20 protein-coding genes are annotated in these 24479 nt (G+C 63.7%); 8 read left to right on the top strand and 12 right to left on the bottom strand.

What is annotated here, in order from left to right; all coding sequences use genetic code 11:
- The 3 genes from BM374_RS19435 to BM374_RS19425 form a co-directional block, all read right to left on the bottom strand.
- Positions 1-575, bottom strand: a 575-nt coding sequence (locus BM374_RS19435) for a SufB/SufD family protein (protein WP_502689447.1), incomplete at its 3' end; no start/stop codon positions are given.
- 112 nt (positions 576-687) lie between these two features.
- Positions 688-1827, bottom strand: a complete 1140-nt coding sequence (locus BM374_RS19430; RefSeq protein WP_092294904.1) for a cysteine desulfurase family protein — start codon at positions 1825-1827, stop codon at positions 688-690.
- A 51-nt stretch (positions 1828-1878) separates the two neighbouring features.
- A complete protein-coding gene (locus BM374_RS19425; RefSeq protein ID WP_092294902.1) occupies positions 1879-3078 on the bottom strand; it encodes an acyltransferase family protein in 1200 nt (399 codons plus the stop codon).
- A 44-nt stretch (positions 3079-3122) separates the two neighbouring features.
- Here BM374_RS19425 and BM374_RS19420 point away from each other — a divergent pair, with 44 nt between their 5' ends.
- The 3 genes from BM374_RS19420 (at position 3123) to BM374_RS19410 (ending at position 5589) form a co-directional block, all read left to right on the top strand.
- On the top strand, positions 3123-4067 hold the full coding sequence (locus BM374_RS19420; protein ID WP_143270218.1) for a LytTR family DNA-binding domain-containing protein: 945 nt from the start codon (positions 3123-3125) through the stop codon (positions 4065-4067).
- Between the two features lie 354 nt (positions 4068-4421).
- Positions 4422-5069 carry an alpha/beta hydrolase gene (locus tag BM374_RS19415; protein ID WP_024337874.1) on the top strand — a complete coding sequence of 216 codons (648 nt, stop codon included), beginning with the start codon at positions 4422-4424 and terminating at the stop codon, positions 5067-5069.
- Positions 5070-5076: 7 nt separating this feature from the next.
- A complete protein-coding gene (locus BM374_RS19410) occupies positions 5077-5589 on the top strand; it encodes a DUF1697 domain-containing protein (RefSeq protein ID WP_092294900.1) in 513 nt (170 codons plus the stop codon).
- Here the strand turns inward: BM374_RS19410 and BM374_RS19405 are convergent.
- The 3 genes from BM374_RS19405 to BM374_RS19395 all read right to left on the bottom strand — a co-directional run bounded on the left by BM374_RS19405 (position 5586) and on the right by BM374_RS19395 (position 7805).
- Positions 5586-5909: a DMT family transporter gene (locus BM374_RS19405; RefSeq protein WP_092294898.1), complete on the bottom strand. Its 324-nt coding sequence runs from the start codon at positions 5907-5909 to the stop codon at positions 5586-5588. The genes BM374_RS19410 and BM374_RS19405 overlap by 4 nt on opposite strands.
- Before the next feature lie 5 nt (positions 5910-5914).
- Entirely contained in the window at positions 5915-6610 is a 696-nt protein-coding gene (locus tag BM374_RS19400) for a glutathione S-transferase family protein (protein ID WP_092294896.1), read from the bottom strand.
- Positions 6611-6701: 91 nt separating this feature from the next.
- Positions 6702-7805 carry an anhydro-N-acetylmuramic acid kinase gene (locus BM374_RS19395; RefSeq protein WP_092295066.1) on the bottom strand — a complete coding sequence of 368 codons (1104 nt, stop codon included), beginning with the start codon at positions 7803-7805 and terminating at the stop codon, positions 6702-6704.
- Between the two features lie 165 nt (positions 7806-7970).
- Here BM374_RS19395 and tyrS point away from each other — a divergent pair, with 165 nt between their 5' ends.
- From tyrS to BM374_RS19380, 3 genes are all read left to right on the top strand, one after another.
- The gene (gene tyrS / locus BM374_RS19390; RefSeq protein ID WP_092294894.1) at positions 7971-9224 is read left to right on the top strand and encodes a tyrosine--tRNA ligase; all 1254 of its coding nucleotides are present in this window, start codon (positions 7971-7973) and stop codon (positions 9222-9224) included.
- Between the two features lie 55 nt (positions 9225-9279).
- Positions 9280-10536, top strand: coding sequence for an MFS transporter (locus tag BM374_RS19385; protein WP_092294892.1), 1257 nt, complete (start codon positions 9280-9282; stop codon positions 10534-10536).
- Positions 10537-10757: 221 nt separating this feature from the next.
- Entirely contained in the window at positions 10758-11204 is a 447-nt protein-coding gene (locus tag BM374_RS19380; protein WP_092294890.1) for a DoxX family protein, read from the top strand.
- Between the two features lie 165 nt (positions 11205-11369).
- On the opposite strand, the gene BM374_RS19375 is transcribed toward BM374_RS19380, so the two are convergent.
- Positions 11370-15176: a YhdP family protein gene (locus tag BM374_RS19375; protein WP_177248413.1), complete on the bottom strand. Its 3807-nt coding sequence runs from the start codon at positions 15174-15176 to the stop codon at positions 11370-11372.
- 195 nt (positions 15177-15371) lie between these two features.
- Between BM374_RS19375 and BM374_RS19370 the strand changes: the two genes are divergently transcribed.
- Positions 15372-16073, top strand: coding sequence for a peroxiredoxin (locus BM374_RS19370; RefSeq protein WP_092294886.1), 702 nt, complete (start codon positions 15372-15374; stop codon positions 16071-16073).
- 111 nt (positions 16074-16184) lie between these two features.
- Positions 16185-17543, top strand: coding sequence for a M23 family metallopeptidase (locus BM374_RS19365; RefSeq protein ID WP_177248400.1), 1359 nt, complete (start codon positions 16185-16187; stop codon positions 17541-17543).
- Positions 17544-17550: 7 nt separating this feature from the next.
- Here BM374_RS19365 and BM374_RS19360 read toward each other — a convergent pair whose 3' ends face one another.
- The 5 genes from BM374_RS19360 to BM374_RS19340 form a co-directional block, all read right to left on the bottom strand.
- The gene (locus BM374_RS19360) at positions 17551-18786 is read right to left on the bottom strand and encodes an ABC transporter substrate-binding protein (RefSeq protein WP_092294882.1); all 1236 of its coding nucleotides are present in this window, start codon (positions 18784-18786) and stop codon (positions 17551-17553) included.
- A 115-nt stretch (positions 18787-18901) separates the two neighbouring features.
- A complete protein-coding gene (locus BM374_RS19355; protein WP_092294879.1) occupies positions 18902-19771 on the bottom strand; it encodes a DMT family transporter in 870 nt (289 codons plus the stop codon).
- A 14-nt stretch (positions 19772-19785) separates the two neighbouring features.
- Positions 19786-20667, bottom strand: a complete 882-nt coding sequence (locus tag BM374_RS19350; protein WP_092294877.1) for an NAD(P)-dependent oxidoreductase — start codon at positions 20665-20667, stop codon at positions 19786-19788.
- Between the two features lies 1 nt (position 20668).
- Positions 20669-21800 (bottom strand): peptide chain release factor 2 gene (gene prfB / locus BM374_RS19345; protein WP_143270217.1). Its coding sequence is split into 2 segments (ribosomal slippage): positions 20669-21730 and positions 21732-21800, totalling 1131 coding nucleotides; the frame shifts between segments, so codons are not numbered across the junction.
- Between the two features lie 111 nt (positions 21801-21911).
- On the bottom strand, positions 21912-24419 hold the full coding sequence (locus BM374_RS19340; protein ID WP_092294873.1) for a penicillin-binding protein 1A: 2508 nt from the start codon (positions 24417-24419) through the stop codon (positions 21912-21914).
- Positions 24420-24479: the final 60 nt, after the last annotated feature.

Below are 24479 nucleotides of genomic sequence, written 5' to 3'. Positions count from 1 at the left end.
GTCGGCACCACCGAACCCAGATATTTCTGGACCAGCTCGGGATGCTCGCGGATCGCTTCCGAGATCGGCATGAAGATCACGCCGGCCTTCTTCAGCTCGGCCTTGAAGGTGGTCGCCACCGAAACCGAATCGAACACCGCGTCGACCGCGATCTTGCGACGGGCCGGATCGTCCTCGCCCACCTTGGGCTCGATGCCTTCGAGCATGGCGACTTCCCGCAAGGGAATGCCGAGCTTCTCGTAGGTCTTCAAAATCTCCGGGTCGATCTCGTCGAGCGAGCTGACCGTCTTCTTCGGCTTCGGCGCCGCGTAGTAATAGAGATCCTGGAAGTCGATCTCGGGATAGTCGACGCGGGCCCAGGTCGGCTCACGCATGGTCAGCCAGCGCCGATAGGCCTCGAGCCGCCACTGCAGCATCCAGTCCGGTTCATTCTTCTTCTGCGAGATGAACTTGACGATCTCTTCCGACAGCCCCTTGGGGGCCTTCTCGGAGTCGATCAGGGTCTCAAACCCATAACGATACTGGTCGACGTCGATGCGCTTCACGCGCTCGACCGTCTCTTGTACGGCTGGCATTCCATCCTCCGCTCGCGGTTTCAAGGACCGCGGTGGATCAAACTCGGACTAATATTACGATGTTTCTGTGTAGAAAGCACGACTTAGAACCGTTCAAGCCGTGTTTCATCGCTTAGGGCTTAAGTAGGCTATTACCGAGCTTTCGCCAAGCCTCTAACGCCCTATTGATGTCCCCAGCCTCCGTGGACCAGCCCAGACTGAGACGCACCGCTCCCTGGGCCACGGCAGGATCGAACCCCATCGCCGAGAGCACGTGGGAGGGCTGGACCTTTCCGGAGGAACAGGCTGACCCTGAGGATACGGCGATGCCTTCCAGATCGAAGGCAATCACGGCCGTTTCCGCCTTCAGACCAGGGGCCGTGAACAGGACGGTATTTGGCAACCGTTCCGTATCCTCCGAGAAAATCCTTGCGCCAGCGATCGCACGAAGGCCGTTTTCCAAGCGATCTCTGAGGGTTGCCATCCGCTTCGCATCCTCCGGCAAAGCCTGAAGGGCGGCCTTCACCGCGGCGCCGAAGGCCGCGATCCCGGCAACGTTCTCGGTTCCGGCCCGCCGATTGAGCTCCTGCCCGCCGCCGCGCAGGATCGGTTCCAACCCGGCGAGCCCCTCGCTCACCACCAGCGCGCCCACGCCTTTGGGGCCGCCGATCTTGTGCGCAGAAAAGCTCGCAAGGTCCGCACCCACCTCGTTAATATTGAACGCAATTTTGCCAAGCGCCTGGATCGAATCGACGTGCAGGAGGCCTCCGGCCTCGTGGACGATGCGCGCCGCATCCGCGACCGGCTGGAGGGCTCCGGTTTCGTTGTTGGCGGCCATGATCGAGACCAGTGCCGGCGGGCCGCCGGCGAGCAGTTCCCGCAGGTGATCCAGATCGATCACGCCGGCGCGCGTGACACGGATCTGGCCGGTGCTCTTTGCCGGAAACCGGCCGCCTGCCAGCACGGAGGCATGCTCGATTGCAGAGCCCAAGAGCCGCTGCACCGGCCCGCCCGACCGGCCGCGCATGCCGGGTGACAGCGCCAGCGCATTGGCCTCGGTTCCGGAGGACGTGAAGACGACATTCCGCGGCAGTGCGCCAACGGCCGTCGCGAGCGTGGCGCGGGCCTCTTCGACCCGCCGCCGTGCCTCCCGTCCCTCGGCATGGACCGAGGACGGATTGCCGATCAGCTCATAGGCGGCGACCATCGCCGCCCGTGCCTCGGGGCGCAACGGCGTGGTCGCATTCCAGTCGAGATAGACACGGCTTGGCATGGCGCCCTCTTAGCACCTTTTGCCCCCGCGCCAATCGGGCGCCGCTGCACGTCAGGCCGGCTGTTGCTGCACTATCCCTGCCGGAGAACGCAACACCATCCGCAGCCCGAACAGCGGACGCAGCCAGCCGACGCGCCGCACGATCTCGTAGCTGGCCAGACAGGTGAGCGCGGTGCCTGCAATCACGATCGTGGCCTCGCTTCCCGCAGGCAGCCCGCTGCCGCGCAGCGCATGCGCGATCACGATGATCGCCGTCTGATGCACGATGTAGAAGGGAAAGATCGCATCGGTCAGATAGCGGCGCGCCGGGCCGTCAGCGGTCAAATAGCGCCGCGCAAAGCCGAGCACCGCCGCCATCGCGAGCCATTGGTAGCAGCCGTAGGCCGAACCGGCGAACCATCGGAGCACCGGCGACTGGGGGAACCAGCCGGCATAAATCAGTATGAAGGCCACGTAGCACAAGGCTGCAAGCATCAGCGCCAGCCACCGTTGCCGCTCGAGATCACGCCAGATGCCGCCTTGCCGCGCGAGCAGGAAGCCGATCAGGAACGCGGTCGCGTGGTCAGCGTGATTGTACCAATCGCCGAACAGGGCATGCGTCGAGGGAAAGATCGGCGAGAGAGACAGCCGCCAGACAGCAAATACCAGGCAGGGCAGCACCAGCAACCACGGTCCGGTGACGACAGCCGCGAGCCTGTTCCCGATCCACTCGGCGGCCGCCGGCCACAGGGCTAGCACCCCCAGCACGGCCATCGTGTAGACCCAGAGATAGACCACGAACCAGAGATGGTTCCAGGTCGGCTGCACGATGCAGGGGTCGGGACAGAATTGCGCGCTGAACGCCAGATAATGGTGGATGTAATAGTCGGCAAAACCGGCGGAATAACCGAGGTTCGCGACAATCTGGAGATATGATTGCGGCGGCACAATCACGAGCATGCCGAAGAGCAGCGGGATCAAGAGCCGCACCGACCGCGCACGGGCGAAGGCGGCGAGCCGGTACTCGAACTTGCCCAGCATGAAGCGGCTGGCGACCCCGGAGACCAGGAACAGCAGCGACAGCCGCCAGGGATTGAGCACCAGCATCACCGGCTCGAGCCAGATCAGCCGGTGCTCGCTCTTGATGTGAAATCCCCAGGACACGTAGAGCATGCCGACGTGGTAGAAGATCAGAAGCCCGAACGCTAGAATCCGCACCCAATCCAGATCGATGCGTCGTTCCGATATTGAATGTTGCTGTGGTGCTGACATGGGTCTCTGCTCCCTAACGTTTCGACATCTGCGGTTTTCGGGCCATGGCTGACGGCCAAAATGCTCCCGAAACGGAGCCCGTCGAGACGGTTTGGGATCAGAACCGGGCGCGAGGGGACGAGGCGTCGTCATCAGGGACGAGCGGTTGGTCCGACGGGATCAACGGCGACTGGGCGGTGTTTGCTGCGATCGCCGCGATTGCGTTCGTGATCGGCATCGTCAATGCGCTCTCCGGCGCACAAGATGCCGCCTGGCGCGGCGACAGCTATGATATCGGCCGGCGCCTGTTCTGGGAGCTGTCCAGCATTATCGTGATCCTGGTGCTGATGCCGGTCCTGATGCTGTCGGTCCGTCGCATGCACCGGACGGCGGGCCTGGGGGGACGAATCGGAATCGGCGCGATCGCCCTGCTCGGCTTCTCTGCGCTCCATATCGCCGGAATGGTGTGCTTGCGGAAGCTGATGCTCTGGCTCGCAGGCAGCGCCTACGACTTCCATTTCTCGATCGCGACGGTCCTGTACGAGTTCCGCAAAGACGCGGTGACCGCGTTGCTGATCGGGGCAACGCTCTGGCTGTTCGAAAGCCGTCGAGACCTGCGCCAGGCCGCGCAAGAAGCCCATCCGGCTGCCCCGCAAGAGGAAACCTTGCCCGATCTGATCTGGCTCCGGGACGGCACCAGCCGTATTCGCCTCGCACCGCGCGACATCATGTGGGTCGCCTCTGCCGGCAACTACATCGAATACAGCCTCGCCGACGGCACCCAGCACCTGATCCGCGGTACGCTTGCCGGCACCGAGTCCGAGCTCGCCCGCTTCGCAATCGTCCGCGTTCATCGCACCCGGCTTGCCAATCTGGACCGGGTGAGCAGCGTCGAATTCAAGCCGTCAGGGGATTTCGAGCTCACATTCGACAACGGCAAGACGCTCGGCGGCAGCCGGCGCTATCGGCCCGCCGTCGCATCGCTCGGAGGCCGCGCCGCGCCGGTGTGAATCGCCTCCAGGATCGCACGTCAGCCGATAAACAATCGTGATTCCAATAGGTTGCGGCGACAGATGTGACCTCTGCCGTCTCCTTCTCCGGCCCCGTGTGCGATCGAGGCGACACTGGGATGGCCGGCTAAGCTATTGAGCGCATTGATAGATGTCGAAGATGCTTGCTTTTTGCCCCGCCGCCTATGTTAGAACGCGCACCGTCAAGTCACCGCGCGCCATCTGCGCATCACCGCGAGGCGCACGCCTTCTCACCCTTCCATTCGCGCTTTCGTCGGCATCGCTGTCGATGAAGGCCACAATCGGTTGATTGCCCAGGACCGGCTTTCCAGCAGATCAATCCAGAGATCATCGATGCCTGAAGTTATTTTCACCGGCCCCGCCGGCCGTCTCGAAGGCCGCTATCACCCGGCCAAGCAGAAGAACGCGCCGATCGCGATGATCCTGCATCCGCATCCGCAGTTTCACGGCACGATGAACCATCAGATCGTGTACCAGTGCTACTACGCCTTTGCGCATCGCGGCTTCTCGGTGTTGCGTTTTAATTTCCGCGGCGTCGGCCGCAGCCAGGGCTCGTTCGACCACGGCACCGGCGAATTGTCGGATGCGGCGGCAGCCCTCGACTGGGCACAGACCATCAATCCCGAAGCGCGCGCCTGTTGGGTCGCCGGCTTCTCCTTCGGCGCCTGGATCGGCATGCAGCTCCTGATGCGCCGCCCCGAAGTCGAGGGTTTCATCTCGATCGCCCCGCCCGCCAACCTCTACGATTTCTCGTTCCTTGCGCCCTGCCCGTCCTCGGGCCTGATCGTGCACGGCGAGAAAGACGCCGTGGTGCCGCCCAAGGACGTCAACACGCTGGTCGAGAAGCTGAAGACTCAGAAGGGCATCGTGATCGACCAGCAGATCATTCCCGGCGCCAATCATTTCTTCGACGCCAAGCTCGAGCCGCTGATGGAGACCATCACGGCCTATCTGGACATGCGCCTCGCCAACGTGCGGTAAGAATGACATGGCCGCGTTCGTAGCCCTGCTGCGAGCCGTCAATGTCGGAGGCACCGGCAAGCTGCCGATGACCGAGCTCAAGGCGATGTGCGAGGAGCTCGGCTTTGCCGCCGTGCGCACCTACATCGCCAGTGGCAATGTGGTCTTCACCAGCCGCAAATCGGAATCCGCAATCAAGGCCGCGCTGGAGAAGCGCCTGCACACCCACGCTGGCGCGCCAGTCGGTGTGCTCGTGCGCAGTGCTGTCGAGATGGCAGAGGTTCTGGCCGACAATCCTTTTCCAAAGATGGCACCGAACCGCACGGTTGCGATTTTCCTCGACAAGGCGCCGCCGGCGGACGCGCTCGCCGGAATTCGCGGCCAGAAGAACGAAGAAGTGCGCCTCGGGCGCCGCGAGATCTACGTGCATTATGGCGAGGGCATGGGGACGTCGAAACTCGTGATCCCCGCCGCCAGGGCCGGCACTGCGCGCAATATCAACACGATCGCTACGCTGGCAAAGATGGCCGCGGAGCTTTAGGCCAGCTTCAGCGCGACAATTCCCATCAGCACGAGCGCGATGCCGGCAAGCTTCATCGCACTCAAGGTTTCGCCGAACAGCACGACGCCCATGACGAAGGCGCCGGCGGCACCGATGCCTGTCCAAACCGAATAGGCAATGCCGACCTCCAGCACCTTCAAGGCGCGGCCGAGCAGGAACACGAAGGCCGCGAGGAGCACGAGCGAAACGATGCTCCAGCCGACGCGCGTGTAGCCCTCCGCATATTTCATCGAGATCGCCCAGCCGACATCGAGCGCGCCGGCGATCACCAGCATCAGCCAGGCCAAGGATTGCGACACAAGAGTCAGGCCGCGAGCTTGAGGAGGTGCGCGTCGTGGCGTACGAGAAAGGCGCGCAGCAATTGCGGATAGTCGGCGCCGACAGCGGTGCGTACGCTCGGCCGCTTTGCGAGCTCCGTGCGCCAGGCGCGGACCTTCGGCACATCGCGGAAGATGCCGTGCTCGGTCAATTCGTCGAACAGATCGAAATAGCGGAAGATCGGCGCGAACACAGCGTCGACCAAGCTGAACGCCTCGCCTGCGAAGAACGGACCGGTATCGAGAGCCGCTTCCACGCGCGCGAACTTCGCCGCAAGCGCTTGCCTCTTGCTTTCGAATGTCGCGGCATCGGTCGTCGTCTCCAGCCCCCAGAGGTCGCCGAGGATCGCCGATCCGAACTCCATCCAGGCGCGATGCTCGGCACGCTTCAACGCATCAGCCGGATGCAGCTTCGTGCCGCCTTGCGTCTCCTCGATGTACTCGCAGATCACGTTGCTCTCGAACAGCGCGACCTCGCCCTTGTCTGTCGTCACCACCAGCACCGGTACCTTGCCGAGCGGCGACAGCTTCAGAAACCAGTCCGGCTTGTTGGCGAGATCGATGTCGATGCGCTCGAACGGCACGCCCTTTTCCTTCAGCGCGATCACCGCGCGCTGCACATAGGGACAAAGCTTGTGGCTGATCAGTTTCAGGGAAGCGGACGTCTCAAGGGAAGAAGTCATGGAGCGGATCCCGGCGGTTCAATGCAACTGCATCGAATATAAATGCAATTGCATGAACATGTCAAGGTCAATGCATCTGCATGAACCGCGGTCACGGCCGCGCGACCACCCCGCCCGTCATCGGCATCGGCACGCCCGTCGTGGCGGGATAGGACAGCGGTAGGCCCTTGAGGCCTCGGACGGCGAGGAAGCCGAAGGCCTGCGCCTCGATGGCATCGGAGGCCCAGCCGAGGGTCTCGGCGGCCTCGACGGTGGCGGAGCCGACCCGCTCGCGCAGCATCCGCAGCATGGTGAGATTGCGGGCACCGCCGCCGCAGACGATCCAGCCGCGCGGCCGCCGCGGCAGCAGCGGAATGACGCGGGCGATCGCAGCGGCGGTGAAAGCAGTGAGCGTCGCAGCCCCGTCGGCCGGCGCGACGTCGCCGAGCCTCAATGCGGCAAAGTCGTTGCGGTCGAGCGATTTCGGCGGCGGGCTTGCGAAGAACGGCAACTCCAGTGCCCGCGCAATCCACGCTTCATCCGCCTTGCCGAGCGCGGCGAACTTTCCTTCGGCATCGAACGCCTGGTTCATGGTGCGGTACATGAAATCGTCGAGCAGCGCGTTGCCGGGACCGGTGTCGCAGGCGATCAGCGTATCGTTGCCGTCGATATAGGTGATGTTGGAGACACCGCCGATATTGACCACGACGAGCGGACCCTCTCGCCCCAGCGATTGGGCCAACGCCCGGTGGTAGGCCGGCACGAGGGGCGCCCCCTGCCCGCCGGCCTCGACGTCGGCGGCGCGGAAGTCGTGCATGACAGGGATATGGATCGCCTTGGCCAGCGCCGGCGCATCGCCGATCTGGACCGTCAGCCGCCGCTCGGGACGGTGCAGCACGGTCTGGCCGTGGAAGCCGACGATGTCGATCTCCTCCGGCTTCATCCGGTTCTGGGCGACGAAGGCGGCCACCGCCTCGGCGTGCGCCCGCGTCACCGTGCGTTCAGCCTCGGCCAGGATGCCCGGACGGGCATCGCGTTGCGACAGGTTGGCGGCCTCCGACAGTGCCTGGCGCAACAGGTTACGCTCGGCCGCACTGTAGGGCCGGTAGCCGGACGGCCCGAACGCCTTCACCTGCTTGCCGTCGGTTTCGATCAGCGCGACGTCCACCCCGTCCAGCGAGGTGCCGCTCATCAAACCGAGTGCCGTCAACATCATGGGATCAGCATCCTCAAAGACCCGCTCCAGCATGCCGATCTTGTGCCAGAGAGGCACATCTTATAATGCCACAGCGCCAAGTGGCGGGCAGCAATCGAGTTCCTACCCAAGACTCTTAAATTGCTCCTGAAACAGTAAACCAAGAATTGTCAGGCACGCCGACAGATGACTGCATTTAAATCGGATTTCCTCAACACCCTGCAGGAACGTGGATTCATCCATCAGTGCTCCGATTTCGAGGGGCTGGACGCCCTCGCCGCCAAGGGCGAGGCAACCGCCTATGTCGGCTACGACTGTACCGCTCCCTCGCTCCATATCGGCAACTATTTGACCATGATGATGCTGCACTGGCTGCAGCAATCCGGCAACAAGCCGATCACGCTGATGGGCGGCGGCACCACGATGGTCGGCGATCCCTCCGGCAAGGACGAGACGCGCGCGATCCGCACCGTCGCCGAGATCGAGGCCAACAAGGCTTCGATCCGCGGCGTGTTCGCAAAGGTGCTGCGCTATGGCGAGGGCAAGAGCGATGCCATCATGCTCGACAATGCCGAGTGGCTGACCAAGCTCAACTGGATCGAGATGCTGCGCGACGTCGGCAAGCATTTCTCGGTGAACCGCATGTTGACCATGGATTCCGTGCGGCTGCGCCTCGAGCGCGAGCAGGAGATGAGCTTCATCGAATTCAACTACATGATCTGCCAGGCCTACGACTTCGTCGAGCTTGCCAAGCGCACCGGCTGCAAATTGCAGATGGGCGGCTCGGATCAGTGGGGCAACATCATCATGGGCGTCGATCTCGGCCGCCGCATGGGCACGCATCAGTTGTTCGCGCTGACGACGCCGCTGCTGACGACCGCATCGGGCGCCAAGATGGGCAAGACCGCGCAAGGCGCGGTGTGGCTCAACGCCGACCAGTTCTCGCCCTATGACTTCTGGCAGTACTGGCGCAACACCGAGGATGCCGACGTCGGCAAGTTCCTGAAGCTTTTCACGACGATGCCGATAGCCGAGATCAAGAAACTGGAGGCGCTCGGCGGCTCGGAGATCAACGAAGCCAAGAAAGTTCTCGCAACCGAAGCGACCGCGCTGCTGCATGGCCGCGATGCGGCCAATGAAGCCGCCGAGACCGCACGCCGCACCTTCGAGGAAGGCGCGCTCGCCGAGAGCCTGCCGACAGTGGAAATTCCGCGCGGCGAGCTGGAGACTGGCCTCGGCGTGCTCAACGCCTTCGTCAAGGCAGGCCTCGTCGCCTCCAACGGCGAGGCACGGCGCCAGATCAAGGGCGGCGGGCTGCGCGTCAACGACGAGCCGGTGACCGATGAAAAGATGGTGCTGTCAGCGGCCAACCTGACGCCGGAGGGCGTGATCAAGCTGTCCTTCGGCAAGAAGAAGCACGTCCTCATCCGACCTGCATAGGCGTATGAGCTTTTGATGCTTGTCAGGGCGCTACGAAGCGCGCTCCCTGATGGCAATGGATCAGAAGACGCCCAAGGAAACGGCCAGGGAACAAGACAACACACAGCAAGGCGCCGTGCGCACCGCCCTTGTCGTGCTCGCGCTGTGCTTCACGCTGGCCGTGCTCGGCCGCGGCTTGAGCGAAAGTTTCACCGTCTTCCTCAAGCCGATCTCCCAAGACTTCGGCTGGGATCGCGCGCAAGTCGTCTCGATCTATTCACTGACCTGGCTGATCAGCGGGTTGACCGCGCCGCTGGTCGGACGCCTGTTCGATCATTCCGGACCACGCATCGTCTATGCGCTCGGCCTGCTGCTGCTGGGCTCGGCATTCCTGATCGCAGGCCACGCGCAAGCGCTCTGGCAATTCCAGATATCGATCGGACTCTGCGTCGGCATCGGCGTTGCCTTCATCGGCAATGTGCCGAACTCGATCCTGCTCGGCCGCTGGTTCGGACCGCGGCTCCCGACTGCGATGGCAGTGGTCTATTCCGCCATGGGCGGCGGCGTGCTGGCGCTGCTGCCGGCTTCGCAGCTTCTGATCGATCATCTCGGCTGGCGCCAGACCTATCAGGTGTTCGGCTTTGCCGCATTGGGGCTGCTGGTGCCGCTGATGCTGCTGCCGTGGCGGCTGTTCGCGGCGGGCTCGCCGCATGTGGCGAAGAAGACCGATCCTGATTTCATCGATGACGGCTGGACGCTTCTCAGCGCGATGCGCCATCACGCCTTCTGGGCACTGTTCTCGACCTTCTTCTTCACCGCCGTCGGCATGTATGCGATCGCGGCCCAGATCGTGGCTTATCTGATCGATGCGGGCTTTCCGCCGCTCCAGGCCGCAACGGCCTGGGGCTTTTCCGGCGTGGTTCTTGTGTTCGGCATGTTAGGTGTCTCCGCCCTCGACGGGCTGATCGGACGCCGGCCCTCTGTGTTGCTGAGCTACGCGATCTCGATCCTCGGCATCGCCCTGCTCTGGCTGTTGCAGTACTCCCCAAACGTCGTTCTGCTCACCGGCTTCGTCGTCTGCTTCGGCAGCATGATGGGCTCGCGCGGACCGTTGATCACGGCGACCGCGATGAAGATCTTTCGCGGCGAGCGGGTCGGAACCATCTACGGCACCATCTCGATCGGCAGCGGGCTGGGCTCGGCGTTTGGCTCCTGGAGCGGTGGCCTGATCCATGATGCAACCCACGGCTACAATGCCCTGCTCGTCTTCGCACTTGCGAGCGTGGTGCTCGGGATGGTCCCCTTCCTGATCGTGCCCGCGTTGCGGCGATAGGTTTCCTAGAGGTAACTTGAATTCATTCGCATCATCGGGGAACTACGGGTGGCCGCGACGCGTATAGGTCCAGAAAAAGCGAACGGCGTGTGGCTGAAAACACGGCCTGCGGTGTTTTGTCCGACATGACGAAAATGTCAGCGTGAATTGACCTGGCGCGGCTTGCGAGGCGGAACCGAATGCGGTCCTAGTCGCAGCATTGGATGGAGGGCACAAACCCAATGAACTTTTCTTATCTCTCTCGCTATCAACCGGTTCTCTTGAGCCTGTTTCGCTTCATCACCGGGCTGCTGCTGTTCCAGTACGGCATGACCAAGCTCTTCCACATTCCGATGGTGGCCATGTTCGCCAATCCTCCGCCGCTGATCTGGACGGCCGGCCTGATCGAGCTCGTGCTTGGCGCAGCACTGATGATCGGACTGTTCAGCCGCCTCTCCGCGTTCGTCCTCTCCGGCGAAATGGCCTTCGCCTACTTCATTGGTCACGTCTTCCACATCTCGAAGGACGGCCCGCCGGTGTTCCTGCCGCTGCTCAACGGCGGCACCGCCGCCATCCTGTTCTGCTTCGCCTGCCTCTACCTCGCGGCAGCGGGCGGCGGCCCGGTCAGCGTTGATGCGCTGCTGGGTAAGGAGAACGAGGCGACGGGCGGCGCCTTCGCGCGGCGCTGACGCGCACGCAATCGACCCTGAGTCACGAACGGCGTCGGCAATTTGCCGGCGCCGCCTCAGCGAGAGCCCAGCACGTTCCAGATCAGAACGAGGGCCGCTGCAAGCAGCACTGACATGATGAGGCGGTGAGCGAATCGGTTCATTGCGGGTCCGGCCGGACGGCGGCTAACGCCGCGCGAGGCTGCAACCGTTCGATAGTTGTCTTGCCGAACCCATCGAACTGTCGCCGGACTGCGAGGACGGCAGCTCATCGATCGGCGTATTCTGTTTGCCGGTGTTGAACTCCATGATCTTCCGGGTCACACCGGGAAATATCGCCGAGATCGGATTGACGCGCATCACGGGCGCGGCCGGTGTGCCGACGACCTCGTAGGTCACGCCGATCAGTCCCTCCTTGTCGCCAGCCCCCAGGAACAACCCGAGCACCGGAATCTGTCCGAACATGTTGTTCAACCCGTACATCGGCACAAAGGTACCGCTCATGCACACCTGATTGCCGGGATAGTCGATCGAGCCCTCGATCGTGGCGCCGATCATTGGGCCCTTGACCACGCCATCGCGGACCGTCAGTGCGCCGTTCTGACGGATGAACTCGGCGCGGAGCGCGCTGAAGGCGACGCCATTCCCGGTACCGTTCGGAGCGCCCGCTGCAACGCGCTCGAGCTGGGCCTCGCCCTTCACCGTGAAATCGCGCACGTTGATGAGACCCTCGCGAGCCATGTTCGGCTCGGATGTCGGCGGCTCCATCGCCACTACCATCTGGCCGCCGACCGCCTTGGTATAGGTGTCGGTGAACTTCAGCAGCGATCCGGCATCATTGGTCTGGAGATAGATCACCTCGCGGCTGCCCTGCGCGCGTCCGCCGCGCAGATCGGCCGCCACCGGCGTATTCTGGCCGATCCTGCCGCTCAGCGTGAACGCCTTGATGGCGCCGCTTCGCTTCGACATCTTGGCGTCGACGCTGCGCATCGCCTCGCCGTTGAAACCCATGACCGTACCGAGCTTCACGTCGATGTCGAAATCGACGTTCTTCAGCTTGCTCTTGCTGTCGTCCTTGGAATTGCCTGAGATCGCCGACTTCAGGAAACCCCGGCCGTCGAACACGTCACCACGCATGATGCCACGGACCACGCCGTCCTGACCGCGCTCGACCTTCAACGACGTCTTGTCGCCGTCTGACGGCGCATAGGTCGGGAAGTTCGCGTTCATGAGGTCGCCGTTCGGATCGACTTCGAGCGAGCCCTTGATCGAGGCCCCGCCGCCCTCGATGACGATGTCCTCGAGCCGCGTCGATTGTGCTGTCGGCACCACCTTGAATGTCGCCTTGCTCGACTTGCCCGGTAGCTTGACCCAACCGGGAAGGATGTTGTCGAACTTGACCGATGTCAGGTCTGCCTCGATGCCGAGCTTCGTCGTCGCGTCAGGACCGCCGGCAATCTTGCCCGAAACCTTGATCGGGACCGATCCGCTGACGGCGGGGCCGAGATCGAAGCCAAGGCGCGCTCGGCTGGCATCATCCAGCGTCGCCTGAAGCTTGACGTCCGCATCGCCATCGGTGGCCTTACGGTAGTCGAGCGAGGCCGCCTGCCCGTTGATCTTCACGTCGCCCTTGACTTGGTAACCCTGGTTGTTGGCAACGATCTTGAGGTTGTTGGACTCGAGCTTCTGGTTCATCACCAGCTTGTCGGCGGCAAAGCCGTTGAGGTCGGCGGTCACGGCGTAGACGGTGTCCGCCTTGGTCAGCTCGCCCTTGACCGGCAGGCCGAGCTGGATGTTGGCCGTGAACGTGCCCTTGCTGGTGTTGGGATCGACCACGGTCGACGACAGATCGCTCAACCGATCATTGGACAGCATTTCGGCCGCCGCAGGCACCGGACCTTCGACATGGAATCGAGTCCGCGACGGTGACGGCTTGGGCGCCATATCAGGCACCTCGAAGGTGAAGTCCGAGATCGTGATCTTGCGACCCGCCGGCGTGTCGGCAATGCCTTGGGCGATATTCACCGTGGCCGTTCGTCCGGTCACGTGCGCCTTGAGGTCAGCGTCGTGCACGACAGGCATGCCGTCCACGGGGCGGACCGCGACGCCGCTCGCTACGATGTTGACCGACAGGCCGTCATCGGGAATCGGCGGCCCCTTGCGCGGCAGGTTACGGGTCGGCGAGTTGATGCCGACCTCAATGCGCTGGAGCGTGCCGCGCTCGATCCGCTCGATCACCCATTGACGCAATTCCGGCACGACCAGTGTCGGCCACATCCGCTTCAGCGCGGAGGCCGACATCGGCGTCCCCGCAAAGCCGAGCGTCAGGCGCGGCTCGCCGGAATAGTCGATTGCGCCCGTGCCAGCGACGCCGATCTCGCCATTGCTGATATCCGCCTGCGTCAACAGCAGGCGCTTGTGATCGGTGTCGAAGCGGAAGCCAATCGCGATGCGGTTGAACACCAGCGGCGGCTCGTTGTCGATGCCGCCGAGCAGGATCGAACCGCCGCTGAAGCCAAGCTGCCAGTCATTGATGGTGCCGTTCGGCGGCTCGAGATGAGCCAGCAGCGTCAGGCGATTGGCGCCCGAGAGGATCTTGAATGGTGCGACCAGTACCCGCCGTCCCGCATCCCATTCGACATTGATTTCGGCCGAGTCGATCGCCATCGGATAATCGGGCGTATCGGTGTCGATGATGTTGCCCGCGCCGACCGTGATCTTGCCGCGGAAGAACGTTGGCACGCCGTCGCGGCCGAGTTCGCCCTTGAGTTCGCCGGTCAGGGGCAGGTCAGCAGTATAGGTCAGGTCCTTCACCCGCATCGCCAAGAGGATGTTGGAGGTCGAGACCTTGTCGGCGCGGATATCGACCGAACGCACGCCATTCTCGGCAGGTCCGATCGTGGCGCGCAGCGACCACGGATGGGCGCCCTCCTCCCCGAGACTGAGCGTCACGCCACCATGGCTCGGCCGACGCAGGCCGAGCGTGATGTTCTCAAACGTCCATTTGCTGCCGCGCTGCTGGTCGTCGACGATCAGATTGCCGTTCTTGAGACCGATCTCGTTGAGGTTCTGGCCGTCGAGGCCGGTCATGCTCAGGCTGTCGAGCCAGTCGAGCCCCTGAAGGATTCCGCTCTGCGCGACGGGCTGAGGTACAGCCTGAGGCACGTCTGGGGTTGCAGGCGCCATGCCGAAAGGCGGCGGCGGCACGCCGTTACGCGGGAACGTCGGCGGCAGGCCCGCGTCCCTCTTGGATGCGACGCCGGTGGCGAGCGGCTTCGCCGTGTCACCGGCAGACACCGTGACGGTCCCGTCAGGTGCGATCCGGATCGCGAGCTCGGCATCGACGAGGTTGAGGCTTTCGGCGCGCAGATGCCCGGTGAGAAGTGCTACCCCCGACAGCCTCACCTCGGCCTTCGGCGCGCTGGCCACGATGGCATGGTCGTGATCGCGAACGATGATGTCACGGATGCGCACGGCAATTCGAATTCGTCCGGCGCGCTCGATCTGGGTACCGCCGACCTCCACGGTGTTGCCGTGGCCGATATTGTCCTCGATTGCGGCCGCGAGCCAGGGCGTTGCCATGTCGAGATTGATGGGACCGGCACCGAGCCGCCACCACAGCGCTCCAAAGCAACCGACGAAGATGACAATCAAGGCGCCGAGGACGATGGACATCCGCCGAAGCCAGCGTCCGCCCGGCAGCGCCCTCCGAAACGCCGAGAAGCCGTCACCGACGCGGAAGCGCGAATTGGAACGCGACAGCAGGCGGCGTGCACGATGGCCCGCCTCCTCCTGATCCTGATCCCAGTCGGCCTCATCCCAATCCGGCTGCTCGTGATGGCCGCCGTGCCGATCGAAATCCCTGATGTGATCCTGGGGGGACCTATTCCTTGCCATTGCCTCTCGATACAGGCGCCCGTCGTACGATTGAGCGCCGCCGGGACCGCAGCCGTCGACAGGGATCGACGCTCCCCGCCCCGGCGTTGCCGCCATACCTCTGATGTTCCTGCTGTTCGTCATTTCGCCCCGGGAGCGCGTTCAACGAGCAGTGGGGTGGTGCGTGGAATTCCTTGTAACCATACTCCGTCGCCGCCAAACTTGCCCAGCCGCGGGCACGAATCCGGCACACCGGATGAGAGCTGCAATACCGCTTCGGTTGACCCGCCGAAAGCGACGAAAGGAAGGCGTATGTCCAAGAAATCCCGAAAGAAATCGTCCAAAACGCCCTCCGGCAGTCCGGTCGCTCAAACGAAGCCCCTGAAAATACGGGCATCGACTCAAACCCGCATCGCGAAATCACAGCCGGCGTCGGCGGGCAAATCAGGCAAGCCGGACGCGCGGACAGCATTGCATAAGGCCGCACCGAAACGGTTAAAATCTTCTGAAAAGGCTACCAAGCCCGCCGTCTCGGCATCGGGCGCCAAACCCGCCTTGGCCGAGGGTCAGAAGGCCCCGGCTTTCCGCCTGCCCCGGGATGGCGGCCGTGTGGTCACCCTGTCGGATTATGCCGGCCAGAAGCTGGTCCTGTTCTTCTACCCCCGTGCCGACACGCCGGGCTGCACACGTGAGGCGATCGACTTCACCCGGCTCAAGGATGCGTTCGCCTCTGCCGGCACCGCCGTACTCGGCATCTCGGCCGACCCGCTAAAGGCCCAGGAAAAGTTCCGCGACAAGCATAGCCTCGGCATCCCCCTGATCTCGGATGAAGCCCATGAGATGCTGGAGGCGTATGGCGCCTGGGGCGAAAAATCCATGTATGGCAGGAGCTTCCTTGGGATTCTTCGCACGACGGTGCTGATTGGGAGCAACGGCAAAGTGGCCAAGGTCTGGCGCAATGTCCGGGTCGATGGCCATGCCGACGAGGTGCTGGAAGCTGCAAGAAGTCTTTAACCAGCCCGTTAAAATCGAGCGTTCCCGTTTCCTGAAAATTAACCATGACTGGCCCAGATTGCCGCGGCAATTAGGCCGCAAGGAACCGTTCCGACCGGCGCGGGAGTGCCGATGTCGAAAAGTTCTGCCCAACATTCGCAGTACCCCCAGCATCACTCCCACGACCGCGGACGCGTTTTCCATCACCGTCCGGCTGCAGCGGCATCGGCGATTCCACTCCCCGATAGCGACCACGCCTACACCATCCAACATCACGGCAAGCAGGTTCGCCTCGGGCCGGTGGTGTTCTGGATCGTGGTTGGCACCGTCGTTCTGCTCGGCCTGTGGTCGGCGGCGACGGCCACCTATTTCGCTTTCCGCGACGACGTCCTGACCCGGCTGATCGCGCGCCAGGCCGAGATGCAGTACGCCTATGAGGACCGCATCGCCGAGCTGCGCGCCAAGGTCGACCGCGCAACGAGCCGGCAGTTGCTCGACCAGGAGCAGTTCGACCAGAAGCTCGACCAGATCATGAAGCGCCAGACGGCGCTGGAGTCCCGGGCGACGGCGCTCGGCGCCATGCCTGATATCACCGGGTCAATTCCCCGCGCCGCGCCGCAGCGGAGCGATGCAGGTCAGGCGACGCAGAACACGCCCAAACCGTCGCCGATCAGCGACACCGTGATTTTCGTGGCGCCGCCCGATCGCGAAGCGCGGCTCGAATCGCGTGCGCCGGCTGTGATGACCCCACCGGTCAATCAATTCGCCAAGAACCAGGGTTTTGACAATGTCCTGGTCCGGCTGACGAACTCGCTCGATCAGGTTGAGCGCCGCCAGGTTGCGGCGCTCAATGCCGTCGAGGAAGGCATGGATTCGCGGATGCGGCGGATGCGCAGCGTGGTCAGCGACCTCGGCCTGAACCTCGCCAGTCTCGAAGCCGCCGTGCCGCGCGGCGGGATGGGCGGTCCGTTCGTGCCGGTGAAGCTCACCGCGAATGCGGGGCCGTTCGAGAAGCAGCTCTATCGCATCAATGTCACCCGCGCCGAGATGGACCGGCTCAACCGCACGCTGGCGCAGGTGCCCTATCGCAAACCTGTCGTCGGCGAGGTCGAGTTCACTTCGGGGTTCGGCGTTCGCAGCGATCCCTTCCTCGGCCGGCCGGCGATGCATACCGGTCTCGACTTCCGCGCCGCGACCGGCGATCCCGCACGCGTCACGGCCAACGGCAAGGTGGTCTCGGCCGGCTGGTCCGGTGGCTATGGCCGCATGGTCGAGGTCGATCACGGCAACGGATTGTCGACGCGCTACGGCCATCTCTCCGAAATCAACGTCAAGGTCGGCGAGATCGTGAAGATCGGCCAGGTGATCGGCCTCGTCGGCTCGACCGGCCGCTCGACCGGCCCCCATCTGCATTACGAAACCCGCATCGATGGCGAAGCCGTCGACCCGCAGAAGTTCTTGCGCGCCGGCGTGCGTCTGAGCGCAGGCTGAGCCTGCACTACTGGCTGCGTTCGTGGCCGACCTCGCCGGTGATCACGTCGCCGAACAGCTCCCAGGCCTGTCCGTTGAAGCGCATCAGCTGCATCTGCTCGATTGGAAAATAATCGTCCGGCGAGGTGTTGACCATGATGCCGGGCAGCATCAGGTCGGTGTGGAAGTTCTTCAGGTTAGCGGCCTGTTTCATGACGTTGTCGCGCGTGAGATTATCGCCGCACTGCTTCAAGACCTGCGCCATCGCTTCGGCTTGCACATAGCCATAGAGATTGTTGGCATTGGCCTTGTCCCCATCGGGATAGTATTTGTCCATAAAGGCGCGCCATGCGATCACCGCCGGATCCTTGTCCCAGGTCGGATCGGTCGGGTCCTTCAGATACGCGGTCGAGATGATACCCTTGGAATAGTCGAGCCCAGCCGGCTTGAGCACCGACGCAATGGACGTCGCGGTGTTGGCCAGGAAGAATTTCGGCTTCCAGCCGAGCTCACCCACTTTGCGGATCGCCTGTGCCGAGCCCTTCGGCGCAGCCCATGAGAAGAAGATGTCGGCTCCGGAATCGTGCAAAGCGACGATCTGCGAGTCGATCGAGGGATCGCTGACCTCATAGGACTTGTCGGCGATGATCATGCCCGCCTTGTCGCCGAGGCCGTCCCTCAGGCCCTTGAACTGGTCCTTCCCGGCATCGTCGTTCTGCCAGAACACCGCGATCTTGCCGTCAGGGAAATTGTCGCGAATGTACTTTGCGTAGATCCGCCCCTCGCTCTGGTAATTCGGCTGGAAACCCATGGTCCAGGGAAAGTTCTTGGGATCGCCGAACTTGGTGCCGCCGGAGGCGACGAAGAGCTGAGGCACTTTCTTGGCGTTCATGTATTTCATGATCGCCGAGTTCGAGGGCGTGCCGAGCGACTGGAAGATCAACAGCACCTCGTCGCTCTCGACCAGCTTGCGCGCCTGCTCGATCGCCTTCGGCGGCGAATAGGCATCGTCATAGCTGACGAAGTTGATCTTGCGGCCGTTGATGCCGCCCTGGTCGTTGATCATCTTGAAGAATGCGGCCTCGGTTTTGCCGATCACGCCGTAGGACGACGCCGGCCCGCTATAGGGCATGATGTTGCCGATCTTGATTTCGCTGTCGCTGGCGCCGGGGTCGTACTTCTTCTGCGCCAGAACCGGTGTCGTGACGAGCACGCCGGCGGCGAGCATGGCGAGGGCAGCAAGTTTCTTGCGACGACCCGGCATTGGTCTCTCCCTATGTTTGTCGTTCTTATTTTGACGAGAGTGTCGCGCGGCCGCCGGTCGCTGGCAAGCGGCAGGATTTTCCGCGAAGTGAAACAGAACCGACGCAGGCTTAAGATCACCCGCGCGACTTGGCTTCTCCGACGATGTCGGCAATCACTGCCCCGATCACCAGAGCAGCGCCAATCAGCGCATGCACGGCCGGCACCTCGCCGAATCCCACCCAAATCCAGAACGCCATCAGCGGGGTCTCCAGCGTCGCGATCAGCGAGGCTTGCCCTGAGGGCAAGAGGCGCGAGCCGAGCATGTAGAAAGTCAGGCCGAGCGCGACCTGGAGGCAGCCGAACATCGCGAGGATCGCGAGGTCGTGGCCGCCGACATGGGCGACGTCGTGGGCGAGCGGCAGGCTGACGAGGCTTCCGATGAAGTTTGAGAGCGCCGCCGCCGCCACCATCGACGTTGCTCTGTGGCGCCGGACCACGACCGTCATGGCCGAGATCGCGAGCACCATGAGGCAGCTCAGCGCGACACCACTGATATCGGCTCCGGCCCTAATACCGCCGACGGTGATGACGACACCGGCAAGCGCGACGAGGCTCGCGATCAGCGTGCGCCGTGTCGCGGCTTCACCGAGCCACAACCAAGCCAGCGCTGCCGCGACGAACGGCTGCGTCGCAATCAGCACCGCGACATTCATCACCTTGGTCATCTGCAGCGCGGGGATGAACGAGATCATGCCGATGGCTGACAATGATGCGACGAGCAGGCCGCCGCGTCCGGGCACCGCCAATTGCCGCAGCGCGCCCGGCCCCTGCATCAGGACGAGAAGCACCGAGATCGAGCTACCGCCGAACAGGCCGCGCCAGAACAGGATGGTCCAGGGATCGAATGGCAGAAGCCTGGTAAAGAACGGCGCCGTGCTCCAGGCAATCGCCGCCGCGGCAACGAGGGCTATGCCGAGACCGCGTTCCGATCGAGGCTGCCCCATGTCGAACTTCCCCGCTAGGACGGCTTCTTCGGCCGCGACACCAGCTCGATCATCCGGCCTTCGTCCTCGTCGGGCATCGCGGCCTTGGCCTGCGCGTAAGCATCGACGGCGGCGCGCGAGACCAGCGGCTTCTCCGCCAGCAGGCTCTCCGCGAGCCTCACGGCATAGGCAGCATCCTTGTGCCGGAGCGCGGCGGTGAAGGTCGCGCCGCTGAAATCGCGGGCGACCATGCGCTTGGAGTGCCGCAGCACCTGCGGACTTGCGGCAACGCCGGTCTGGATGGACTCCAGCACCAGCTTCATGTCGAGCCCGGCCTGCTCCGCGATGGCGAGGCCCTCGGCGAGACCTGCAATCTGGATTGCGCCCAAAAGGTTGTTGATGAGCTTGTAGACCGTGCCGGAGCCGACCGCGCCGAAATGGCGGATGGTCGAGCCGATCGGTTCGAGGAACGGCCGTGCGCGTTCGAGGTCGGCCGCATCCGCGCCAGCGAGCAGCGTCAGCTTCCCGGCGGCGGCTGCATCCGGCAATCCCGTGACGGGGCAATCGATGTAGATCAGGCCGCGTGCATTGAGCTCGCGGCCCATCTCGCGGGCATGTTCATAGGAGACGGTCGAGCATTCGATCGCAATCGTGCCTGATTTCGCCGTCTTGGCCGCTCCTTTGAGACCGAGCCAGACCGCGCGCGAAGCCTCGTCATCGGCGACCATGGTCACGACGGCGTCGGCATCGATCGCGGCATCCTCAGGCGACGTCGCCCATGTCGCGCCGCGCGCGATCAGGTCTTCCGCTTTCGCCTTGCTGCGATTCCACAGCGTCACCGTAAAGCCGGCATCGAGATATCGGCCAGCCATGCCATGGCCCATCCGCCCCAATCCGATGAAGGCGACGCGGGGCATGCTACTCCACGTCCTCGACGTCACCGGCGGTGGTGCCGAAGGCGCGCTGCGCCAGGGTCGCCGCCATGAACTCGTCGAGCTCGCCATTGAGCACCCCCGATGTGTCGGAGGTCTGCACGCCCGTGCGCAGGTCCTTCACCATCTGGTAGGGCTGCAGCACGTAGGAGCGGATCTGGTGGCCCCAGCCGATATCGGTCTTGGCGGCCTGGTCGGCGGCAGCCTTTTCCTCGCGCTTTTTCAGTTCGATCTCGTACAGGCGCGCGCGCAGCATGTCCCAGGCCTGCGCCCGGTTCTTGTGCTGGGAGCGGCCGGCCTGGCAGACAACAGCGACGCCGGTCGGGATGTGCGTCAGGCGCACCGCGGATTCGGTCTTGTTGACGTGCTGACCACCGGCACCGCCCGACCGCATGGTGTCGGTGCGGACGTCGGATTCCTTGATGTCGATCTTGATGCTGTCGTCGATAACCGGGAAGACCTGCACGCTGGAGAACGAGGTGTGGCGCCGGGCGTTGGAATCGAACGGCGAGATGCGCACGAGGCGGTGCACACCCGCTTCGGTCTTCAGCCAGCCATAGGCGTTATGGCCGGAGACCTGGATGGTCGCAGACTTGATGCCGGCTTCTTCGCCTTCGGACTCTTCGAGGAATTCGACCTTGAAACCGTGCGTTTCCGCCCAGCGCGTGTACATGCGGAGCAGCATCTGCGCCCAGTCCTGGCTCTCGGTGCCGCCGGCGCCGGCATGGACCTCGAGATAGGAATCGAAGCGGTCGGCTTCGCCCGATAGCAATGCCTCGAGCTCGCGCCGCGCCACTTCCTTCTTCAGGTTCTTCAGCGCAGCTTCAGCCTCGGCCACGACACCAGTATCGCCCTCGGCCTCGCCGAGCTCGATCATGCCGATGTCGTCTTCGAGCTCCTGCTCGACCTTCCCGATGCCCGACAGCGAATCCTCCAGCGAGGTCCGCTCCTGCATCAGCTTCTGGGCCTTCTGGGGATCGTTCCAGAGGTTGGGATCTTCTGCGAGCTTGTTCAACTCAGCGAGGCGCGCCGTCGATTTCTCGACGTCAAAGATGCCTCCTCAGCAGCCCGACTGACTGCTTGATCTCTTCTACCAACCGTTCGATTTCGGCGCGCATGTCGTTCTCTGATCTCGCGGAATCCCGCATTCGATTGAGAGTGGGGATGTAGCGGCGGCGGCTTCAAAGCGCAACCGCCGGAACTTCAAGCCAGTGCTGTTATCCCAGAGCCTAGTACAGCCCGCCGGTGCCCGGCCGCATGAAGAAGCCGGAATCCGGCGCCTGCGTCGGCGGCGGCATGCCGCCTCGTCCGTCGGCGTCGGCAACGCCGATGACCGAGTAATTATCCGGCGGCGCCGTGCCCGGCTTGAAGGCTTCGAGGATCGTTCCACCGGTCTCGCCCGGCCCGGCCCGCATGCCAGTTTTGGCGACGACGCGGATCAGCTTGATGCCGGCCGGCACCTTGAACGGAACAGCGGGCTTGTCGGCGAGTGCGAGCTTGAGGAAATCGCGCGCGATGGGCGCCGCCAGATGGCCGCCGGTCGCAGCATTGCCTCTGCCGAGCGGACGGGGCTTGTCGTAGCCCATATATATGGCGACGGCGATGTCAGGCGAGAAGCCGACGAACCAGGCGTCCTTGGCTTCGTTGGTGGTCCCGGTTTTGCCGGCGATCGGCTTGCCGACTTCCCTCACCACGGTCGCGGTACCGGCCTGGACCACGCCTTCCATCAGCTCGGTGATCTGATAGGCGGTCATGGAATCCAACACCTGCTCGCGGCGGTCGATCAGTTGCGGCTCGGGCTGGTTCTTCCAGCCGCCCGGCGCGTCGCAGCCGCGGCATTCGCGCTGGTCGTGCTTGAAGATGGTGTGGCCGTAGCGGTCCTGGATACGGTCGATCAAGGTCGGCTTCACCCGGCGCCCGCCATTGGCGAGCATCGAATAGGCCGTGACCATGCGCATCGCCGTGGTTTCGCCGGCGCCAAGTGCGTAGGAGAGATAGTTCGGCAGCTCGTCATAGACGCCGAAGCGGCGCGCATATTCGCCGATCAGCGGCATGCCGATGTCCTGCGCGAGGCGCACCGTCACCGTGTTGAGCGACTGCCGGAGCGCGTTCCGCAGCGTCACCGGGCCCTGATATTTGTTCGCCGAGAAGTTCTCGGGCCGCCACACGCCCGCGCCCTGGCCCTGATCGATTTCGATCGGCGCATCGAGCACGACGGTCGACGGCGTATAGCCGTTGTCGAGCGCGGCCGAATAGACGATCGGCTTGAACGACGAGCCGGGCTGCCGGTAAGCCTGCGTGGCGCGGTTGAACTGGCTCTGGTCGAACGAGAAGCCACCGACCATCGCGAGCACGCGGCCGGTCCAGGGGTCCATCACCACCATCGCGCCCGACACCTCGGGAATCTGGCGCAGCCGGTACTGACCTTCGACCGGTTGTCCCTCCTTGGTGTAGAGCGGGTCGGCATAGATCACGTCGCCGGGCTGCAGCACCTGTGCCACCGATGTCGGCGTCTTGCCCTTGGCATTGCCTTGGGCCGCCCTTGCCCAGCGTACGCCGTCGAGCGTGACGAGACCGGTCTCGCGCTGCTTACTGACGGCGCCGCCGAGCTCGCGGTTCGGCTGGAAGCCAATGCGCGCCGACTGGTCGCTGGTCTCCAACACCACCGCCATGCGCCAGGGCGAGATGTCGGAAAGCGACTTGATCTCGGCCAGCTTCACGCCCCAGTCGCCCGAAATATCGAGCTTGCTGATGGCCCCGCGATAACCCTGCTGCTCGTCATAGTTCACGAGGCCCGCGACCATGGTCTTACGCGCCATGACCTGGATCTTCGGATCGAGCGTGGTCCGGACCGAGAGACCGCCCTCATACAGCTTCTTCTCGCCATAGCGTTCGAAGATGTCGCGGCGCACTTCCTCCGCGAAATATTCGCCGGCGAAGGTATGAGCACCATTGGAACGGTTGGTAACGACCAGCGGCTCCTTGCGCGCCTTGTCGGCATCGGCCTGCTTGATCCAGCCGTTCTCCTGGAGGCGATCGATCACATAGTTGCGGCGCTCGACGGCGCGATCGCGGTTGCGCACCGGATGCAGCGTTGCCGGCATCTTCGGCAGTGCCGCCAGATAGGCGGCCTCCGCCACGGTGAGCTCGTTCACCGACTTGTCGAAATAGACCAGCGAGGCGGCGGCGATGCCGTAGGCGCCGAGGCCGAGATAGATCTCGTTCAGATACAGCTCGAGAATCTTGTCCTTCGAATAGGTCTTCTCAATGCGCATCGCGAGCAAGGCTTCCTTGATCTTGCGCGCGAACGAGACCTCGTTGGTCAGGAGGAAGTTCTTGGCCACCTGCTGGGTGATCGTGGACGCACCCTGCGGACGGCGGTTGGAGCCGTAGTTCTGCAAGTAGAGCAGGCCCGCGCGGGCCATGCCGGTGTAGTCGATGCCGCCATGCTCGTAGAAATTCTTGTCTTCGGCGGCGAGGAACGCATTGATCACGAGCTTGGGCACTGCCTGGATCGGCAAATACAGCCGCCGCTCCTTGGCGTATTCGCCGAGCAGCGAGCCGTCGACCGCGTGCACGCGGGTCATCACCGGCGGTTCGTAATCCTGAAGCTGAGAGTAATCGGGCAAGTCCTTGGAGAAATGCCAGATCAGGCCTGCCACGGCGCCGACACCGACAAGGAACACCACCGTTCCCGCGGCGAACAGGAAGCCCATGAACCGCACAAGCAAGCGCATTATGTATTTATCCGTTCAATCCCAGGATCAGCCCAAGGCGCCCAAACCAGAAAAAGAGGC

It is taken from the genome of Bradyrhizobium sp. Ghvi, from assembly GCF_900115265.1.
In the GTDB taxonomy this organism is placed as follows: Bacteria; Pseudomonadota; Alphaproteobacteria; order Rhizobiales; family Xanthobacteraceae; genus Bradyrhizobium.
Note: the sequence above shows the minus strand (reverse complement) of the source record. Positions and strands in the feature narration are given on the sequence as shown.

What these genes read in the sequence shown, in the direction of transcription:
- BM374_RS19430 (WP_092294904.1), bottom strand. Translation starts at nt 1,827, where the DNA reads ATGCCAAGCCGTGTCTATCTCGACTGGAATGCGACCACGCCGTTGCGC.
- BM374_RS19425 (WP_092294902.1), bottom strand. Translation starts at nt 3,078, where the DNA reads ATGTCAGCACCACAGCAACATTCAATATCGGAACGACGCATCGATCTG.
- BM374_RS19420 (WP_143270218.1), top strand. Translation starts at nt 3,123, where the DNA reads ATGGCTGACGGCCAAAATGCTCCCGAAACGGAGCCCGTCGAGACGGTT.
- BM374_RS19415 (WP_024337874.1), top strand. Translation starts at nt 4,422, where the DNA reads ATGCCTGAAGTTATTTTCACCGGCCCCGCCGGCCGTCTCGAAGGCCGC.
- BM374_RS19410 (WP_092294900.1), top strand. Translation starts at nt 5,077, where the DNA reads ATGGCCGCGTTCGTAGCCCTGCTGCGAGCCGTCAATGTCGGAGGCACC.
- BM374_RS19400 (WP_092294896.1), bottom strand. Translation starts at nt 6,610, where the DNA reads ATGACTTCTTCCCTTGAGACGTCCGCTTCCCTGAAACTGATCAGCCAC.
- BM374_RS19395 (WP_092295066.1), bottom strand. Translation starts at nt 7,805, where the DNA reads ATGATGTTGACGGCACTCGGTTTGATGAGCGGCACCTCGCTGGACGGG.
- tyrS (WP_092294894.1), top strand. Translation starts at nt 7,971, where the DNA reads ATGACTGCATTTAAATCGGATTTCCTCAACACCCTGCAGGAACGTGGA.
- BM374_RS19385 (WP_092294892.1), top strand. Translation starts at nt 9,280, where the DNA reads ATGGATCAGAAGACGCCCAAGGAAACGGCCAGGGAACAAGACAACACA.
- BM374_RS19380 (WP_092294890.1), top strand. Translation starts at nt 10,758, where the DNA reads ATGAACTTTTCTTATCTCTCTCGCTATCAACCGGTTCTCTTGAGCCTG.
- BM374_RS19375 (WP_177248413.1), bottom strand. Translation starts at nt 15,176, where the DNA reads ATGGCGGCAACGCCGGGGCGGGGAGCGTCGATCCCTGTCGACGGCTGC.
- BM374_RS19370 (WP_092294886.1), top strand. Translation starts at nt 15,372, where the DNA reads ATGTCCAAGAAATCCCGAAAGAAATCGTCCAAAACGCCCTCCGGCAGT.
- BM374_RS19365 (WP_177248400.1), top strand. Translation starts at nt 16,185, where the DNA reads ATGTCGAAAAGTTCTGCCCAACATTCGCAGTACCCCCAGCATCACTCC.
- BM374_RS19360 (WP_092294882.1), bottom strand. Translation starts at nt 18,786, where the DNA reads ATGCCGGGTCGTCGCAAGAAACTTGCTGCCCTCGCCATGCTCGCCGCC.
- BM374_RS19355 (WP_092294879.1), bottom strand. Translation starts at nt 19,771, where the DNA reads ATGGGGCAGCCTCGATCGGAACGCGGTCTCGGCATAGCCCTCGTTGCC.
- BM374_RS19350 (WP_092294877.1), bottom strand. Translation starts at nt 20,667, where the DNA reads ATGCCCCGCGTCGCCTTCATCGGATTGGGGCGGATGGGCCATGGCATG.
- BM374_RS19340 (WP_092294873.1), bottom strand. Translation starts at nt 24,419, where the DNA reads ATGCGCTTGCTTGTGCGGTTCATGGGCTTCCTGTTCGCCGCGGGAACG.